This window comes from Enterobacter cloacae complex sp. ECL72, from assembly GCF_019056635.1.
GTDB classification, from domain to species: domain Bacteria; phylum Pseudomonadota; class Gammaproteobacteria; order Enterobacterales; family Enterobacteriaceae; genus Enterobacter; species Enterobacter hormaechei_C.
On the sequence record NZ_CP077659.1, the window covers coordinates 1,042,067 to 1,058,869 of the forward strand.

A 16,803-nucleotide genomic window follows, 5' to 3' on the forward strand; every position below is an offset into this window, starting at 1 on the left:
GAACGTTATGAAACAGGTACTTTTTGTTCGTCCCGACAGCCGCGAGGGCGGAAAAATAATGTGGTGTGAGTCCGGCAGCGAGCGCGTCGAGGTGGTCGACAGCCTGGAGATGCTGGCCGAACACCCCCTGGCTACGCGCGTTTGTCTCCTGTTGCCCGCCAGCGACATGATTTTCCGCCATTTTACGCTGCCGAAAAAGGTGGCTTCTCAGGCGATGGCCTTCTCGTGGATGGCGGAAGAGACGCTGATTGGCGACGTGGACAACCTCCACTGGACGGTACTCCACAAAAAAGGGGCCGACGTCGACGCCGTGGCCATTGACGCCGACCGCCTGCGCGCGGCATTAACCCGCTGTCAGGAGGCCGGATTAAACGTGATTCAGGCCCTGCCTGATGCCTGGCTGCTACCCGTGACGACAGGGGGCAGCACGCTGGTCGCACAGGATGATAGCTACTGGCTGCGTTTATCGCCCCATGTGGCAGGTGAAATGGAGGCAACCCTGCTGCCGCTGTTAATGCAGAAAGCCGGGGTCGGGGAAGTGTGGTGTTACGGCGATGCGCCTGCGAAGGTGCACGTTGACGTGCAGCATGCCTGGCAGCATCCGCTGGCACTGATTCAGCCGCAGTGGCAAACCTGCCGCGTTAACCTGCTTCACGGTGAATTCAGCCTTAAGGCCGGTAATGGGCGGGCGGCGAAAAGTATGAAAGCCGCGATGGTGGCGGCGGGTGTGCTGTCTGTTGCTCTGCTGCTGGGGCCACGCATTGCAATGGCCTGGATGCTGGTGCAGCAGGAAAATCGGGTGCAGGAGGAGATCGTCCAGGTTTATCAGCACCATTTCCCCAGCATGCGCCAGCAGACCAATATCAAATATCACTTTGGTCAAAGCCTGAAAAAACAGAGCAAGGGATTCTTTCTTCAGCTTGATGAGCTGGAGAACGCCCGGCAGTCAGTCCCTGCGATGGAGATCGAGCTGCTGGAATACGATGCGCAGCAAAACACCCTGACGCTGAGCGTCAGCGCGCAAAACCAGCCCGCGTTGCAGGCGTTTGTTAACCAGACCAGTGAGAATTTTGATTTTACCTTACAGCCTGTTTCAACAACCGAACCGTATACCGCCATGATCGCAGGGAAACATAAATGAAAGAGCGAATCGCGCAGCTGAAGTCACGCTATCAGAATTATAGCACCCGGGAAAAAATTATTTTAAAAATATGTGCCGTTGCCATTGTGGGGGCAGTGGTGTATTACACGGGAGTGATCCCCCTGGATAATATGATTCAAAATAGTAAGTCGACGCTTAAAAGACAAAAAGAAACCCTTAACTGGATGCGCAGTGAAATTGATAAAAATCATCTTCAGGTCCAGATAGTCAAAACGAATAATCCGCGTACGGTGGTCGAGAACAGCGCCCATGAAATTAACCTTTCACTGACGGATATGCGCCAGGAGGGGCAAACTTTATCGTTCGTGTTGAATCGGGTGAATGTGTATGAATTAAGAAGCTGGCTGCGTGAAATTAATCAGACCTCCGGCGTGAGACTGCAAAAAATAAACCTCACGCCGGTGGACCACCTCAGCGACGTGAAAGCGCAGGTGCAGCTCACCTGGTCAAAAAACGCATGAATACCTTTTCGCTGATGCGGGACGCCTTTCCGGTAGGGTTCCCGATAATGAGTGCGATCCTGGGCGGCATTGTGGGCAGTTTTCTTGGCGTTGTCGCCGAACGCGTACCGGGGATGGTGATGGATGAGGAGGGGAGTGGCAATCTGCTCTTTCCGGCCTCGAACTGTCCGGTGTGCCAGCACGCACTTGCCGCGTGGGAAAACATCCCGCTGCTCAGCTGGCTGTTATTACGGGGACGCTGCCACCAGTGCGGCAGCGCGATCCCGCTGCGACTCTTTCTGGTCGAACTGATCTCCGCCTTGTTTTTTGGCATCACGGCCTGGTGCATGCCGGACGTTCAGGCGCTGTTCTCTTTGTGGTTACTGGCGGCTTTTTTACTGCCGCTGGCCATGATCGACTGGCAGCATCAGCTGCTTCCGGACTGCCTGACCCAGCCGCTGCTGTGGGCGGGGTTAGTGCTCCATGCGTTTGACCACACGTTGCCGCTACGCGATGCGCTGTTCGGCGCGGTGGCGGGCTATCTGTCGCTCTGGCTGCTCTACTGGGCTTTTCGTCTGATCACGGGACGAGAAGGTCTGGGTTACGGGGATTTTAAGCTACTGGCGGCGCTGGGCGCCTGGTGCGGCTGGCAGGTGTTGCCCTCCATTGAACTGGCGGCAGCGTTAAGCGGTATTGTCGGTTATTTCGCCGTAAATAATTTAAATAAAAATAACCTCACTATTTCTTTTGGTCCTTATCTCGCCTTTGCTGGAATAGTGGTGTTTATGAGCCAGCAATTTGCTTTCACATTTTAAATATACAGGTCAAGATTTTTTATAAATCTTTTTGATGGAGGAAGGGAAGGACGACCCTTTACGCTCAGTGTATCGTAAGAGATATAAGCTACACGGAATTTCAGCTTGTATCTTTTAATGGAGGAATACAACGCAGCAACAATTTTTTGTTCACGGCACACACGTTGGTTAAATACGCATTACGCGAAACGCATCCATGATCTCACGGAAGACATGGGTTATTACGTTACGAATAAATTTATCAGGAAATAAAAATGAAATTTATGAAGCCAAAATATCTGGCGCTCTTTATTGCGGCGGCAACCAGCTCCGCATTTGCAGCAGCGCCAGGGGCACCGACGATCGGCTATGGCAATGACAAATTTGCCCTGGTGGAAGTGGATCAGGCAGCCCAGGATTATAACAATCTTGTCAAAGTGCATAACGATGGCGTGGATGTAAAAGTTGAGTGGAACGTCTGGAGTGGTGATGCGCCAACTTCAGCGAAAGTTCTGCTGGACGGACAAACCGTATGGACCGGCGCAGCCGACGCGACGGGCTCTGCAACGTTTAAAGTGAAAAAAGGCGGGCGTTATCAGGAGCAGGTTGAAGTCTGTAACGCCAGCGGCTGTGCGAAAAGCGCCAGCAAGCTGATTATTGTGGCAGACACCGACGGTAGCCACCTGCTGCCGCTGAATACGTCTCTCAAAGAGAATAACAAAGCGTTTGCGAAGCATACCGATAAAGTGGTTGCGGCCTACTTCCCGGAGTGGGGCGTTTATGACCGTAACTTCCCGGTTGATAAGATCCCTGCGGCAAACCTCAACCACATTCTTTACGGCTTCATTCCAATCTGTGGCGGTGACGGCATCAACGACGGCCTGAAAACCATTGAAGGCGGCAACAGCTTCCGCGTGCTCCAGAACGACTGTAAGGGCCGACCTGACTATACCGTGGCGATCCACGACCCATGGGCTGCGCTGCAAAAACCACAGGCTGGCGTCTCCGGCTGGGACGACCCGTATAAAGGTAACTTTGGCCAGCTGATGGCGCTGAAAAAAGCGCATCCGGACCTGAAAGTGCTGCCATCTATCGGCGGCTGGACGCTCTCCGATCCCTTCTTCCACATGGGTGACCCGGCTATCCGCGCACGCTTTGTCTCTTCTGTGAAAGAGTTCCTCCAGACCTGGAAATTCTTTGACGGCGTGGATATCGACTGGGAATTCCCTGGCGGCGGCGGTGTGAGCGAAAACCTGGGCAATCCGCAGCAGGATAAAGCGACCTATACCGCGCTGATGCATGACCTGCGCACCATGCTGAACGAGCTGTCTGCACAGACGGGCCGTACCTATGAACTGACCAGCGCCATCGGTGCAGGCCGCGATAAGATCGAAGACGTGGATTACACTGCCGCTCAGCAGTACCTCGACCACATCTTCCTGATGAGCTATGACTTCTACGGCGGCTGGAGCAACACCGTTCTCGGCCACCAGGCGGCGCTGCGCGCGCCAGCATGGCGTCCGGACACTGACTACACCACTGAAAATGGCGTTAACGCGCTGCTTTCCCAGGGCGTACAACCAGGCAAGATCGTGGTGGGTGCGGGAATGTATGGCCGCGGCTGGACCGGCGTGCATGGCTACACCGGTAACAATCCTTTCACCGGCACCGCTACAGGTATGGTGAAAGGGACCTGGGAACCCGGTGTGGTTGACTATCGTCAGATCGTTAACGAATACAAAGGCAAACCAGGCTGGGAATACGGCTACGACGCTGATGCGGAAGCCCCTTACGTCTTCAACAAAACTACCGGCGACCTGATCACGTATGAAGATGCGCGTTCAACCACGGCGAAAGGTAAGTATGTTCTGGCGAATAAACTGGGTGGCCTGTTCGCATGGTCTATCGACTCTGACACCGGTGACATCCTGAACGCGATGAACGAAAGCCTGCTGGGCGGCGACGCTACGCCGGTTGATCCGGAGGTCACCAACCACGCGCCAATCGCGTCCTCTGCCGATCAGAACGTGTCTGGCCCGGTAACCGTCACGCTCGATGGCTCTGCTTCAAGCGATCCTGATGGCGATGCGATTACCTACAAATGGACCCAGGTCTCTGGTCCGTCGGTCACCATCACCAACAGCACCAAAGCGAAAGCGACCTTTAACGTTGCCGCCGCGACGTCCGACCAGACCATGGTGTTCCGCCTGACGGTGACCGATGCAAAAGGCCTGAGCAACGCGATTGATATCCAGGTGGTGAACAAGGCGCCGAAAGCTAACCAGGCACCGGTTTTAAACCCAATGGAAGCGATCACGCTTGAATCAGGTGAAACCTATGCGCTGCATGCCCAGGCCGCGGATCCAGACGGAGATGCGTTGACCTACGCCTGGAGTGTACCAGCAGATATGCACGCTACCGGGTCTGACTCCGCGAACGTGAACATCACTGCGCCGGAAGTGAGCTCGACGTCTACCTACACCCTGAGCGTGGTGGTGAGCGACGGTAAGACCAGCGTGCAGTCTAACGTCCAGGTCACCGTGAATCCGAAAGCGGCGCCTGCACCTGTGCCAGATGACGAAGACACTAACCCGGCGGATGACGTTACCCCTCCGGCTGATGATGTGACTCCACCGTCTGACAAAGGGAGCTGCGATGCACCTGTGGATGCTAACGCCAGCAAATATGCGGCGTGGGAATCCAGCAAAATCTACAACGGTGGCGATACCGTAAGCTTCGACCATCTGGTGTGGAAAGCGAAGTACTGGACCCAGGGCAATCAGCCTGGCTTCGGTGTGGATGCATGGGAGCTGGTGAGCAACGTGAAGATGAACTGGCGTTCTGACCTGGTCTACAACGGCGGCGACACTACCACCTATGAAGGAAACGTTTACCGTGCGAAATGGTGGACCCGTGGTGATAACCCAGCCAACAGCGACGTATGGGTAAAAGAAGGCGCATCAACAGACTGCAAATAATCTAACCCATTAATGACTCCCCCTTTTAGAGGGGGAGTGATTCAAAATTCATTTTACAGGATGTTGGTAAGGAGAAATAACCGAAACTGTCAGCAGGTAAAAATGAAAAAGTTGATTTTGTTGTTATTGATAATAAGCCAAAGCGCTCTGGCAAACTGTTGGAATAAAGCGGCGCATTATTATCATGTCGACCCTTATTTACTGTACGCGATAGCGAATGTGGAATCCGGAATGAACCCGTATGCGGTTGGGCAAAACCGCGATGGCACGCGGGATGTCGGGCTGATGCAAATCAACAGTTCGCATTTTACCGCGCTGGAAAGCAGAGGAATCGACGAATACCGGTTAATCACGGAGCCATGTACTTCGATCATGGTCGGGGCTTCTATCCTCGCCGGGATGATCAGGGTGTATGGCTATAACTGGGAAGCCGTTGGCGCGTATAACGCCGGACTGAAAAAAGAAAATTATCCGCAGAGGATGAAATATGCCCATAAGGTCTGGGCCAAATATCAGCAACTCAAATTAGCAGCACGTTATTAACGTTTTTTATTTTTGAAGAATTCCTGAAGGTGTTCTTCGAAAAGTGAAAACAGCTGAATGTGGTTTATGTATTAACGGAGTAATACCTAAGCCGGGATTATAACATTTAATTTTAAACGAACAGGAAAACTGAAATGAACAAAAGGACGTTACTGAGTGTACTCATTGCGGGAGCCTGCGTGGCGCCACTCATGGCTCAGGCTGCTAACCTGAAGGAGACCAGCAGTGAGCCGTACACCATCAAAGCCAGCGATCTGGCGAAGAAAGAGAAGGAACTGACGGACTTCCCGCTGATGGCTTCGGTTAAAGAGACCATCCAGACGCTGGATAACGCGCAGGTTGAATTGATTGAGCCAGGCCGGGCGGCGAACCCGGACAACGTTAAACGCGTTGAAGGGATTGTGAAAGCCAGCGACTGGGAATATCTCTTCCCGCTGCGCGCGCAGGCCTATACCTACAGCAACTTCCTGAAAGCCGTGGGTAAATTCCCGGCGCTGTGTAAGACCTACAATGACGGTCGTGACAGCGACGCCATCTGCCGCAAAGAGCTGGCCACCATGTTTGCCCACTTTGCCCAGGAGACCGGCGGCCACGAAAGCTGGCGTCCGGAAGCCGAATGGCGTCAGGCGCTGGTCCACGTACGTGAAATGGGCTGGAGCGAAGGGCAGAAGGGCGGTTATAACGGCGAATGTAACCCGGACGTCTGGCAGGGGCAGACCTGGCCTTGCGGTAAAGATAAAGACGGCGATTTCCTGAGCTACTTCGGTCGTGGTGCGAAACAGTTGTCCTACAATTACAACTACGGCCCATTCTCTGAAGCGATGTACGGCGACGTGCGTACGCTGCTCGACAAACCTGAGCTGGTGGCGGACACCTGGCTGAACCTGGCGAGTGCGATCTTCTTCTTCGCCTATCCGCAGCCGCCAAAACCAAGCATGTTGCAGGTGATCGACGGTACATGGCAGCCGAACGATCACGATAAAGCCAACGGTCTGGTTCCGGGCTTTGGTGTGACCACCCAGATCATCAACGGCGGCGTTGAGTGCGGCGGCCCGACTGAAATTGCGCAGTCTCAAAACCGTATCAAGTACTACAAAGAGTTCGCGAACTACCTGAAAGTGCCTGTTCCGGCGAACGAAGTGTTGGGTTGCGCCAACATGAAGCAGTTCGACGAAGGTGGCGCAGGCGCCCTGAAGATTTACTGGGAACAGGACTGGGGATGGAGCGCGGATACTCCGGACGGCAAAACCTACTCTTGCCAGCTGGTGGGTTACCAGACCCCGTTCAGCGCATTTAAAGACGGTGACTACAGCAAGTGCGTGCAGCACTTCTTTAACGTGAAAATTGTTAACGACGAGGGTTCTTCCGAGACCCCGGACGAAACGCCGGTCACGCCAACACCGACGCCATCCGACGATGAAACGCCGGCACCAACCCCAACGCCGGATGAAACGCCGGTTGTGGTGAACCACGCGCCGGTTGCGCAGATTGCCGGTCCGATCGGTGCAGTGGAAGCGGGTGCGCAGGTTTCTCTGAGCGCCGAAGGCTCTACCGATCCAGATGGTAACACGCTGACGTATACCTGGCGTTCCCAGGATGGTCAGACTGTTACCGGTCAGGACAAAGCGGTTGTGACCTTTACAGCACCAGAGTCTGCGACGGCGCAGCAGTATGAAGTGAGCCTGACCGTTAGCGATGGCGAACTGAGCAGCACCACGTCTTACCTGCTGAACGTGAAAGCGAAAGCGGCAACGCCATCCGGAGAAGATACGTCTTACCCGGCATGGAGCGCGAACAGCAAGTACAACGCCGGTGATATCGTGAACAACCACGGTAAACTATTCCAGTGCAAACCGTTCCCGTACAGCGGCTGGTGTAACAATGCGCCGACGTACTATGAACCTGGCGCAGGTCTGGCATGGGCTGAAGCCTGGACGGCATTATAAACAGCAAACGGCAACCCCCAGGGTTGCCGTTTTAGTGTCTGCACCCTCTCCCTGTGGGAGAGGGCCGGGGTGAAGGCATCAGTCCGCACTCTCTGGTTTTTGCCGGGTGGCGCTGCGCTTACCCGGCCTACATGAGGCTGGAACGCTTACCGGTGCAACTTCCCGTGATCCCGTAACCACGCCGCCGTACGCACTATCCCTTCATCCAGCGATACAATCGGTTTATATCCCAGCTCGTTCTCCGCCCGCGAAATATCCAGCGTAAAATCAAAGTTGAGCTTCGATACACCGTAATGCGTCAGCGCAGGCTCTTTCGCCGATTTACTGCCAAAGCGCTCCATGCTGCGGGCAATCATGTCCAGCATCGGGTAAGGAACAGAACGGATCCGGCAGTCGATTTTTAACTCGTCAATCAGCCTTTGCACAATGCTGCGCAGGGTACAGGGTTCGCCGTTGGTGATGTTGTACGCGCGGCCCGACACCAGCTTATCGCATTCCGGCTGGCTCGCCAGCCACATGGCGTGAACGGCATTTTCGTAATAGGTCATGTCCACCAGCGCATCGCCGCCGCGCGGTAACAGCACGCTGCCGTAGTGGTGCATCATCTGGGCCAGTCGCGGGATAAAGACTTTGTCGTGCGGCCCAAACAGGCTCTGCGGACGCAGCACGGTAAAGCGGGTGTGCGGGTTTGACTGGGCCAGCAGGTCGATCACCTCTTCGCCCGCCGCTTTACTGCGGGCAAACTCGCAGGCGAAGCGCGCCGGGCGGAAATCTTCCTGAATATCACGATGGTGGTGATAGTCGAAATAGAGCGACGGGGAGGAGATATGAATAAAGTTACGCACGCCCCAGGCGACGGCCCATTCGCCCAGACGACGCGTGGCGCGCACGTTGGCGAGATCAAAGGCTTCCTGGGTACCCCACGGAGAGGTAAAACTGGAGCAGTGCCACAGCGTATCGATACCGGCGAGCATCACCTTGGCCTGAGAGGAGACCAGCTCCGTCAGATCGGCATGGACAAATTCAGCGCCCATTTTTTGCAGGAGCTTACCCATCGCCTCATTGCGACCGGTGGCCCTCACGCTGATGCCTTTGTTGCGCAGAAACTCGACCGCATTTCGGCCTAAGCCGCTGGTCGCCCCGGTAACCAGTACCTTCATAACAATCCACTGTGTTGAAAAGAATTTCGTGCGCATTCTTTCGTGAATTACGATGTGTTGCAATGGGAAAGGTGAAAGATTAAGAGTTTTATTTAGTTATTTTCCCGCTTTTCTTCTGCCAGTTGCGCAATCCGTTTCGCCATTCCGCGGAAGATAAACAGGTGTGCCGGGATCATCAGCAACCAGTAAAACAGACCCGGCATTCCGTGAGGATGCCACCATGCCCGAACGTCCAGTTCACGATGGTCGCCGTTGTCCTTGAGGGTGAAGCAGAGCCGTCCCAGCCCCGGCGCCTTCATGCCAAACAGCAGCGCCAGCTGTTTTTCCGGCTCAACAATAATCACTTTCCAGCTGTCGACGGTATCGCCCACCTTCAGCCAGGGATGGGCAGGGCGGCCTTTTGCCAGCCGGTGACCGACCAGCAGATCCAGCGCGCCGCGCGTTTGCCACAGAATATTGCCGAAGAAATAGCGCTCTTTGCCGCCGATCTGGTTCACAACTTCCCACAGCGCTGCCAGGCTGGCCGTGGTTTTTACCGTACAGCCCGCCTGTTTCGGATAATAGCCGTACTCGGGCCGCCAGCGGGCAAACGCCTGCGCGTCATAACCCCAGTCGCTGGAGTTCACCAGCTTCTCTTCCTCTTTCAGCGTGTTGCGCACCGCGTCGTCAAAGCGGATGAGTTCCTGGGGAATTAAGGCGCGCAGCGCGAGATCGTCCGCCAGCAGATCGTGCTTCAACCCCTGGATAAGCGCTTTGGCGGTCGTCGGCGGCACGGAGGTGATCACATTCAAAAACCACACCGATATCCAGCGGGTCGGGAAGGGGATGGGGATCAGCCAGCGGTGGCGGCCACTCACCCGCATAAAATGTTCGAACTGCGCCTGATAGCTCAGCACTTCCGGACCTGCCGCCTCCAGCACGCGATGCTGCTCCGCCGGGTGATCCAGCAATGCCACCAGATAGTGGAGTAAATTCTCCAGCGCAATGGGCGTGGTGCGCGAGCGTACCCAGCGCGGCGGCGTCAGCACGGGCAGGTTGTAGACCATATCGCGCATCACTTCGAACGCGGCGGACCCCGCGCCGACGATGATCCCTGCCCGCAGTTCGGTAACGGGGATACGGGCGCTCCGCAGCGTTTCTGCCGTCAGCTGTCGGGCGCGCAGATGGTCTGACTGCTCGTGCTCAGGCGCCTGGAGCGAGCTTAAAAAAATCACCTGCTTCACCGGCGTTTGCAGCAGCGCATCACGAACGTTCATCGCCACCTGACGCTCGTGGGCGATAAAATCGCCGCCTTCGCCCATGCTGTGGACAAGGTAGTAAAGCGTATCGACCCCTTCCAGCAGCGCAGGAAGCGCTTTCGGCCAGCTAAGGTCAACGTTGTGACACGTCACGCCAGGCAAATGTAGCTTTTGCAGGCGTTCCGTGTTACGTGCCGCTGCCAGCACCTGGTGCCCCTGCTGGCTTAACGCAGTGGTCAGATGCTGACCGATATACCCGCTGGCGCCGAGCACCAGAATACGTTGCGGCACGGTATGCTCCTTAACGCTGTAAAAATGCCTGCCAGTGTTCCACCACCTCGGTCAGCTGCTCGCGGTTAACGTCAAGGTGCATCACCAGCCGTACGACCGGGGAGGCGTTAATCAGCACGCCTCGGGCTTTCATAAAGTCGCCCAGCGCGGCAGCATGCTCATCGCCGACGCGGACAAACAGCATGTTAGTGTCGTGACGCATGACATCAGCGCCGATTTCACGCAGCTGCGCTGCCATCCACGCCGCATTGTCGTGATCGTCTTTCAGGCGTGACACGTTATTTTTCAGGGCGTACAGTCCGGCAGCCGCCAGAATACCCGCCTGACGCATCCCGCCGCCGGTCATTTTGCGCCAGCGGTTGGCGCGCCTGATGTAGTCCGCGCTGCCAACCAGCAGGGAACCTACCGGCGTACCCAGCCCTTTAGAGAGGCAAATGGTGAACGAGTCGCAATATTGGGTGATCGCTTTCAGCTCGCAGCCGTACTCCACCACGGCGTTGAAGATACGTGCGCCGTCAACGTGCAGGCCGAGCTTACGCTCGCGGGTAAAGTCCCATGCCGCTTTCAGGTATTCGCGCGGCAGGACTTTACCGTTATGGGTGTTTTCGAGGCTCAGCAGTTTAGTGCGGGCGAAGTGAATATCGTCGGCTTTGATTTTCGCCGCGACTTTGTCCAGCGGCAGCGTACCGTCGGGTGCGGCATCGTACAGGTAGTTATGCGCCCCCTGGCCGACGATATACTCCTCGCCGCGCTCGCAGTGGCTGAGCAGCGCCACCAGGTTAGCCTGCGTGCCGGTGGGCAGGAACAGGGCAGCCTCTTTACCGCTCAGCTCTGCCGCATAGCGCTGGAGTTCGTTGACCGTCGGGTCATCGCCGTAGACGTCGTCCCCGACCGGGGCGGCCATCATCTCTTCGAGCATGGCGCGGCCCGGACGGGTAACGGTATCACTACGTAAATCAATCATTTCACATCCCTTTAATTTAAGAGGTCTTGTGAAATGTTTTACCTGAGCCAGTTGGTTTTTGCTAGTTCGATCACTTCGTCACCGCGCCCGCTGATGATGGCGCGCAGCATGTAGAGGCTAAAACCTTTGGCCTGTTCCAGCTTGATTTGAGGCGGGATCGCCAGCTCTTCTTTGGCGACCACCACATCCACCAGCACCGGGCCGTCGATGGCGAAGGCGCGTTGCAGGGCGTCGTCCACCTCTGAGGCTTTCTCCACCCTAATACCGGTGATACCGCAGGCTTCGGCGATGCGGGCGAAGTTGGTGTCGTGCAGTTCGGTGCCGTCCGTGAGGTAGCCTCCGGCCTTCATCTCCATCGCCACGAAGCCCAGAACGCTGTTGTTAAAGACCACGATTTTGAGCGGAAGCTTCATCTGCGCCACCGACAGGAAATCCCCCATCAGCATACTGAACCCGCCGTCGCCGCACATCGCCACCACCTGACGTTCCGGTGCCGTCGCCTTTGCACCCAGCGCCTGCGGCATGGCGTTGGCCATTGAGCCATGGTTGAACGACCCAAGCAGGCGACGTTTGCCGTTCATTTTCAGATAGCGCGCGGCCCAGACGGTGGGCGTTCCTACGTCGCAGGTGAAGATGGCATCGTCGTCGGCGAAGTGGCTGATCTGCTGCGCCAGATACTGCGGGTGGATCGCTTTTTCGCTCGGTTTGGCGAGATCGTCCAGCCCCTTGCGCGCATCGCGATAATCGCTCAGGGCTTTATCGAGGAATTTGCGGTCCGTTTTTTCTTCCAGCAGCGGCAGCAGGGCGGCGAGGGTGGATTTGATATCGCCGATAAGCGCCATATCCACCTTGCTGTGCGCGCCGATGCTGCCGGGATTAATGTCGATCTGGATAATTTTGGCATCCGTCGGGTAGAACGCGCGGTACGGGAACTGGGTGCCGAGCAGGATCAGCGTGTCGGCGTTCATCATGGTGTGGAAGCCGCTGGAAAAACCGATCAGCCCGGTCATGCCGACATCGTACGGGTTATCGTATTCAACGTGCTCTTTCCCGCGCAGGGCGTGCACAACTGGCGCCTTCAGCTTACCGGCAAATTCCACCAGCTCTTTATGCGCGCCGGCGCAGCCGCTGCCGCACATCAGGGCGATATTGCTGGAGTATCGCAGCAGCTGTGCCAGCTTTTTCAGCTCTTCTTCGGCAGGGGTAATGGTTGGCTGGGGCGCAGAGTACCAGTGGGTGGTGGCGGTTTCAGGTGCGGCCTTCAGCGCCACGTCCCCCGGCAGCACAACCACCGAAACCCCGCGATTCAGGATCGCCTTACGCATGGCTATCGCCAGCACCTGTGGGATCTGCTCCGGCGATGAGACCAGCTCGCAATAGTGGCTGCATTCACGGAACAGCTCCTGCGGATGCGTCTCCTGAAAATAGCCGCTACCGATTTCAGATGACGGAATGTGAGCCGCAATCGCCAGCACCGGAACATGGTTGCGGTGACAGTCGAACAGACCGTTGATGAGGTGCAGGTTTCCCGGTCCGCAGGAACCTGCACAGACGGCGAGTTCACCCGTAAGCTGCGCTTCGGCACCGGCGGCAAAGGCGGCGACTTCTTCATGGCGGGTGGGCATCCACTCAATAGTTTTCATCTTGTTAAGGCTATCGCTGAGTCCGTTCAGAGAATCGCCAGTGACGCCCCAGATACGCTTTACGCCAGCCTGCTCAAGGGTTTTCGCTATGTATGCAGCCACAGTTTGTTTCATGGTTGTCCGTCTCCTTTTTGTGATATCGCTTACAAGCTTAGAAGAAAGTCGCTGTATTGCCTGCTCAGTATTCCTTAAGTACAGGTGGTTTTTCTGCGCGACGCGCCGCCAGCGGGCTGAGGTTGGGGCGGGAGGAAGCGGGTTTGCAGACCCTTTTTTCCTGATGGTGCATAAGTTGTTGATTTTATATGGTTAGGCTGAAGGGGAATAAAAAAGGGGTTGGAGGGAGTTTTTGAGGTATTGGTTTATCAGACAAAGGGATAGATGTAGATTGCTTCAGTTCACTGCCGGGCAGGCAGCTTAGAAATACGGCGACACCGACACGCGCCAGCGTGTTTTGTTCACTGCCGGGCAGGCAGCTTAGAAATCTTGCCTGATTTGCTCATGCCTTTAGCCACGGTTCACTGCCGTACAGGCCGTAGGCACAATGTAGGCCGGGTAAACGTAGTGCCACCCGGCAAAAAGCCCGGTGGCGCTGACGCTTACCGGGCCTACAGAGGTTCCAAAGGCAAATGCGCTGGCCTGCATGGGCAAAAAGCCCGGTGGCGCTGACGCTTACCGGGCCTACAGAGGTTCCAAAGGCAAATGCGCTGGCCTGCATGGGCAAAAAGCCCGGTGGCGCTGACGCTTGCCGGGCTTACAGAGGTTCCAAAGGCAAATGCGCTGGCCTGCATGGGCAAAAAGCCCGGTGGCGCTGACGCTTACCGGGCCTACAGGGGTTACAAAGGCATATGCGCTGGCCTGCATGGGCAAAAAGCCCGGAGGCGCTGACGCTTACCGGGCCTACAGGGTTCCAAAGGCAAATGCGCTGGCCTGCATGGGCAAAAAGCCCGGTGGCGCTGATGCTTACCGGGCCTACAGGTGAACCGCGACAGATTATGCGAGCACAAGATCGCCCTGCGGATGGCACGAACATGCCAGCACATAGCCCTCTGCGATTTCTGCGTCGGTCAGCGTCATGGTGCTGGTGACCGTGTACTCACCGGAAACCACTTTGGTCTTGCAACATCCGCACACCCCGGCGCGACAGGCCGCCGCCACCGGTACGTTGTTGCTTTCCAGCGCTTCAAGCAGCGTGGTGCCCACCCGCCCAAAGAAGGTCTGCGCCGGTTGCAGCTTCGTGAACTTCATCCCGCTGGTCGCCGCTTCCGCTACAGGCGTGAAGAACTGCTCTTTGAAGAAGCGGGTCACGCCGAGCGCTTTCACTTCTTTCTCCACGATCTCCATGTACGGCGCCGGGCCGCAGGTCATCACGGTGCGGTTCGCAATATCCGGCACGCTTTGCAGCAGCTCGCGGCTCAGGCGCCCCGCGACAAAACCGTGCGTCGCGTTGTGCTCGGCCACCAGCGTCACCGGATAGTTGCGCCATTCTTCGGCAAAAATCACATCTTCCGGGGAACGAACGCTGAAAATCACCTGCACGTCGGCCTGAGGTCGGTATTTCGCCAGCCAGCGACGCATCGACATAATCGGCGTCACGCCACAACCCGCCGCCAGCAGCAGGAATTTATCTTCCGTCTTGTCGTCACAGGTAAACTCGCCCTGCGCGTCAGACAGCCAGATGTAATCCCCGCGCTTCACGTCCCGGGTCAGCCACTCGGATCCTGCGCCGTCATCAATACGACGAACGGTGAGCGTAATGTACTCGCTCACGCCCGGCGTGGAGGAGATCGTGTAGGCGCGCAGAGTATCCGCCGAATTACGCACGCTCACCAGCGCATACTGGCCCGCGCGGTACGGATAATAGTCATGGCACAGCAGCGACAGCGTCCACACATCCGGCGTCTCCTGATGGATGTGATGAACCTGCATCCGCCACGGACATTGTGAGGTTGGCATGGTCATGAGTTACTCCTTACGCGCTCAGCAGTTGCTTCATATCATCTTCAACGTTGGTCACGGAACGCAGACCAAATTTCTCGTTCAGGATGGCCAGCAGGTCCGGCGTCAGGAAGCCTGGCGCGGTCGGCCCGGTGACGATGTTGGTCACGCCGAGAGAGAGCAGGGTCAACAGGATAACGATCGCTTTCTGCTCGAACCAGGAGAGCACCAGCGACAGCGGCAGATCGTTCACGCCGCAGCCCAGTTTCTCTGCCAGCGTGACCGCCAGAATGATGGCTGAATACGCATCGTTACACTGACCCGCATCCACCAGGCGCGGCAGACCTTCGATGTTGCCGAAGTCCAGCTTGTTGAAACGGTACTTACCGCAGGCCAGGGTCAGGATCAGACAGTCTTCCGGTACGCGGGTGGCGAAATCGGTGAAGTAGTTACGTTCCCCGCGCGCGCCGTCACAGCCGCCGATCAGGAAGATGTGACGCAGTTTTTCACGGCTGACGAGGTCAATCAGGGAATCCGCCGCACCCAGCAGGGTTTCACGACCAAAACCGACGGTGATGAGGTGCGGAATTTCGCTGTACGGGAAGCCTGCCATCTGCTGCGCCTGAGCGATAACCGGACCGAAATCGTCGCCTTCAAGGTGGCTCACGCCCGGCCAGCCGACGATGCTGCGGGTCCAGATACGGTCGTCATACGCGCCGACGGTCGGGTCGATGATGCAGTTAGAGGTCATGACGATTGGGCCAGGGAAGCGGGCAAACTCCACCTGCTGGTTCTGCCAGCCGCTGCCGTAGTTACCGATCAGATGCTTAAATTTACGCAGCTCCGGGTAGCCGTGCGCGGGCAGCATTTCGCCGTGGGTATAAACGTTAACGCCGGTGCCTTCGGTCTGCTTCAGCAGGTTGTAGAGATCTTTCAGGTCATGACCGGAGATCAGGATGCATTTGCCTTCGGTCGCTTTGACGTTGACCTGCGTTGGCGTTGGGTGGCCGTAGGTGCTGGTTTCACCGGCATCCAGAATGCTCATCACTTTGAAGTTCATCTGGCCGATTTCCATCGAGCATTCCAGCAGGGCGTTCATATCGGAAGGCCAGGTGCCCAGCCAGGCCATGATTTTGTGGTACTGGGCGTAAATAGCGTTGTCGTACTGGCCGAGTACGTGCGCGTGTTCCATATAGGCCGCAGCACCTTTCAGACCGTACAGGCACAGCAGGCGCAGGCCGAGGATGTTTTCGCCAATCGCCGCTTTGTCTTTATTGGGAGTAAATTCTGCGGCCTGACGCTGTAGCTCGCCCAGGTCGTCGCTCACCAGCTGTAGCTCCGCCATCGGGTTGTCCACGCGGGCGCTGGCGTCGGCATTCAGGCACTGCGCTTTCAGGGCTTCACGCAGGGCAATCGCTTCGCGGGCATAGCCCACAATGCGTGGAGAATCGAAGTTAACGTTGGTCAGCGTGGAGAAAAATGCGCGCGGCGCAAAGCTGTCGACATAGTGATCAACAATGCCATATTCACGGGCTTTGAAGGCCCAGGCGGACAAGCCTTGCAGCGCCGCAATCAGCAGATCCTGGAGATCGGACGTTTCTGCGGTTTTGCCGCACATACCCTGCGCGTAAGAGCAGCCGTTGCCTGCTGGGGTACGGATGGTTTGTTCACATTGCACACAAAACATAATCACACCTGTTAAAGTTATA

At 56.6% G+C, this 16,803-nt stretch carries 13 protein-coding genes; 6 read left to right on the forward strand and 7 right to left on the reverse strand.

The annotated features are described in order from the left end of the window. Positions 1 to 7: 7 nt before the first annotated feature. The 6 genes from gspL to KTH07_RS04950 all read left to right on the forward strand — a co-directional run bounded on the left by gspL (position 8) and on the right by KTH07_RS04950 (position 7,863). Positions 8 to 1,141, forward strand: a complete 1,134-nt coding sequence (gene gspL, locus KTH07_RS04925) for a type II secretion system protein GspL (RefSeq protein WP_032103415.1) — start codon at positions 8 to 10, stop codon at positions 1,139 to 1,141. Next, positions 1,138 to 1,623: a type II secretion system protein GspM gene (gene gspM / locus KTH07_RS04930; protein WP_017384857.1), complete on the forward strand. Its 486-nt coding sequence runs from the start codon at positions 1,138 to 1,140 to the stop codon at positions 1,621 to 1,623. Before gspL ends, gspM begins: the two co-directional genes overlap by 4 nt. Beyond that, positions 1,620 to 2,417 (forward strand): A24 family peptidase, encoded by a 798-nt coding sequence (locus KTH07_RS04935; RefSeq protein WP_023303380.1) that lies wholly within the window; start codon positions 1,620 to 1,622, stop codon positions 2,415 to 2,417. Before gspM ends, KTH07_RS04935 begins: the two co-directional genes overlap by 4 nt. A gap of 254 nt (positions 2,418 to 2,671) precedes the next feature. After that, positions 2,672 to 5,374, forward strand: a complete 2,703-nt coding sequence (locus KTH07_RS04940; RefSeq protein ID WP_217310893.1) for a glycosyl hydrolase family 18 protein — start codon at positions 2,672 to 2,674, stop codon at positions 5,372 to 5,374. A 102-nt stretch (positions 5,375 to 5,476) separates the two neighbouring features. Beyond that, the gene (gene iagB, locus KTH07_RS04945; protein WP_017384854.1) at positions 5,477 to 5,917 is read left to right on the forward strand and encodes a type III secretion system invasion protein IagB; all 441 of its coding nucleotides are present in this window, start codon (positions 5,477 to 5,479) and stop codon (positions 5,915 to 5,917) included. Positions 5,918 to 6,051: 134 nt separating this feature from the next. Further along, a complete protein-coding gene (locus tag KTH07_RS04950) occupies positions 6,052 to 7,863 on the forward strand; it encodes a glycoside hydrolase family 19 protein (protein ID WP_017693713.1) in 1,812 nt (603 codons plus the stop codon). A gap of 146 nt (positions 7,864 to 8,009) precedes the next feature. Here KTH07_RS04950 and KTH07_RS04955 read toward each other — a convergent pair whose 3' ends face one another. The 7 genes from KTH07_RS04955 to hcp all read right to left on the reverse strand — a co-directional run bounded on the left by KTH07_RS04955 (position 8,010) and on the right by hcp (position 16,781). Beyond that, on the reverse strand, positions 8,010 to 9,023 hold the full coding sequence (locus tag KTH07_RS04955) for an NAD(P)-dependent oxidoreductase (protein WP_017384852.1): 1,014 nt from the start codon (positions 9,021 to 9,023) through the stop codon (positions 8,010 to 8,012). A gap of 92 nt (positions 9,024 to 9,115) precedes the next feature. Next, the gene (locus tag KTH07_RS04960) at positions 9,116 to 10,552 is read right to left on the reverse strand and encodes an SDR family oxidoreductase (RefSeq protein ID WP_023303382.1); all 1,437 of its coding nucleotides are present in this window, start codon (positions 10,550 to 10,552) and stop codon (positions 9,116 to 9,118) included. A gap of 10 nt (positions 10,553 to 10,562) precedes the next feature. After that, complete coding sequence (gene ltaE / locus KTH07_RS04965; protein WP_075606756.1) at positions 10,563 to 11,516, reverse strand: low-specificity L-threonine aldolase; 954 nt, start codon at positions 11,514 to 11,516, stop codon at positions 10,563 to 10,565. Positions 11,517 to 11,554: 38 nt separating this feature from the next. Continuing rightward, positions 11,555 to 13,273 (reverse strand): ubiquinone-dependent pyruvate dehydrogenase, encoded by a 1,719-nt coding sequence (gene poxB / locus KTH07_RS04970; protein ID WP_017693711.1) that lies wholly within the window; start codon positions 13,271 to 13,273, stop codon positions 11,555 to 11,557. Positions 13,274 to 13,663: 390 nt separating this feature from the next. Further along, the gene (locus KTH07_RS04975) at positions 13,664 to 13,801 is read right to left on the reverse strand and encodes a hypothetical protein (RefSeq protein ID WP_154294646.1); all 138 of its coding nucleotides are present in this window, start codon (positions 13,799 to 13,801) and stop codon (positions 13,664 to 13,666) included. 348 nt (positions 13,802 to 14,149) lie between these two features. Beyond that, positions 14,150 to 15,118: an NADH oxidoreductase gene (gene hcr / locus KTH07_RS04980; RefSeq protein ID WP_023303384.1), complete on the reverse strand. Its 969-nt coding sequence runs from the start codon at positions 15,116 to 15,118 to the stop codon at positions 14,150 to 14,152. 10 nt (positions 15,119 to 15,128) lie between these two features. Next, the gene (gene hcp, locus KTH07_RS04985) at positions 15,129 to 16,781 is read right to left on the reverse strand and encodes a hydroxylamine reductase (protein ID WP_017384847.1); all 1,653 of its coding nucleotides are present in this window, start codon (positions 16,779 to 16,781) and stop codon (positions 15,129 to 15,131) included. Between the last annotated feature and the right edge of the window lie 22 nt (positions 16,782 to 16,803).

Bases quoted from the DNA above. Each gene is read 5' to 3' on its own strand.
- KTH07_RS04940 (WP_217310893.1), top strand. From the start codon at position 2,672: ATGAAATTTATGAAGCCAAAATATCTGGCGCTCTTTATTGCGGCGGCA.
- gspL (WP_032103415.1), top strand. From the start codon at position 8: ATGAAACAGGTACTTTTTGTTCGTCCCGACAGCCGCGAGGGCGGAAAA.
- gspM (WP_017384857.1), top strand. From the start codon at position 1,138: ATGAAAGAGCGAATCGCGCAGCTGAAGTCACGCTATCAGAATTATAGC.
- KTH07_RS04955 (WP_017384852.1), bottom strand. From the start codon at position 9,023: ATGAAGGTACTGGTTACCGGGGCGACCAGCGGCTTAGGCCGAAATGCG.
- iagB (WP_017384854.1), top strand. From the start codon at position 5,477: ATGAAAAAGTTGATTTTGTTGTTATTGATAATAAGCCAAAGCGCTCTG.
- hcr (WP_023303384.1), bottom strand. From the start codon at position 15,118: ATGACCATGCCAACCTCACAATGTCCGTGGCGGATGCAGGTTCATCAC.
- ltaE (WP_075606756.1), bottom strand. From the start codon at position 11,516: ATGATTGATTTACGTAGTGATACCGTTACCCGTCCGGGCCGCGCCATG.
- poxB (WP_017693711.1), bottom strand. From the start codon at position 13,273: ATGAAACAAACTGTGGCTGCATACATAGCGAAAACCCTTGAGCAGGCT.
- KTH07_RS04975 (WP_154294646.1), bottom strand. From the start codon at position 13,801: ATGCAGGCCAGCGCATTTGCCTTTGGAACCTCTGTAGGCCCGGTAAGC.
- KTH07_RS04950 (WP_017693713.1), top strand. From the start codon at position 6,052: ATGAACAAAAGGACGTTACTGAGTGTACTCATTGCGGGAGCCTGCGTG.
- KTH07_RS04935 (WP_023303380.1), top strand. From the start codon at position 1,620: ATGAATACCTTTTCGCTGATGCGGGACGCCTTTCCGGTAGGGTTCCCG.
- hcp (WP_017384847.1), bottom strand. From the start codon at position 16,781: ATGTTTTGTGTGCAATGTGAACAAACCATCCGTACCCCAGCAGGCAAC.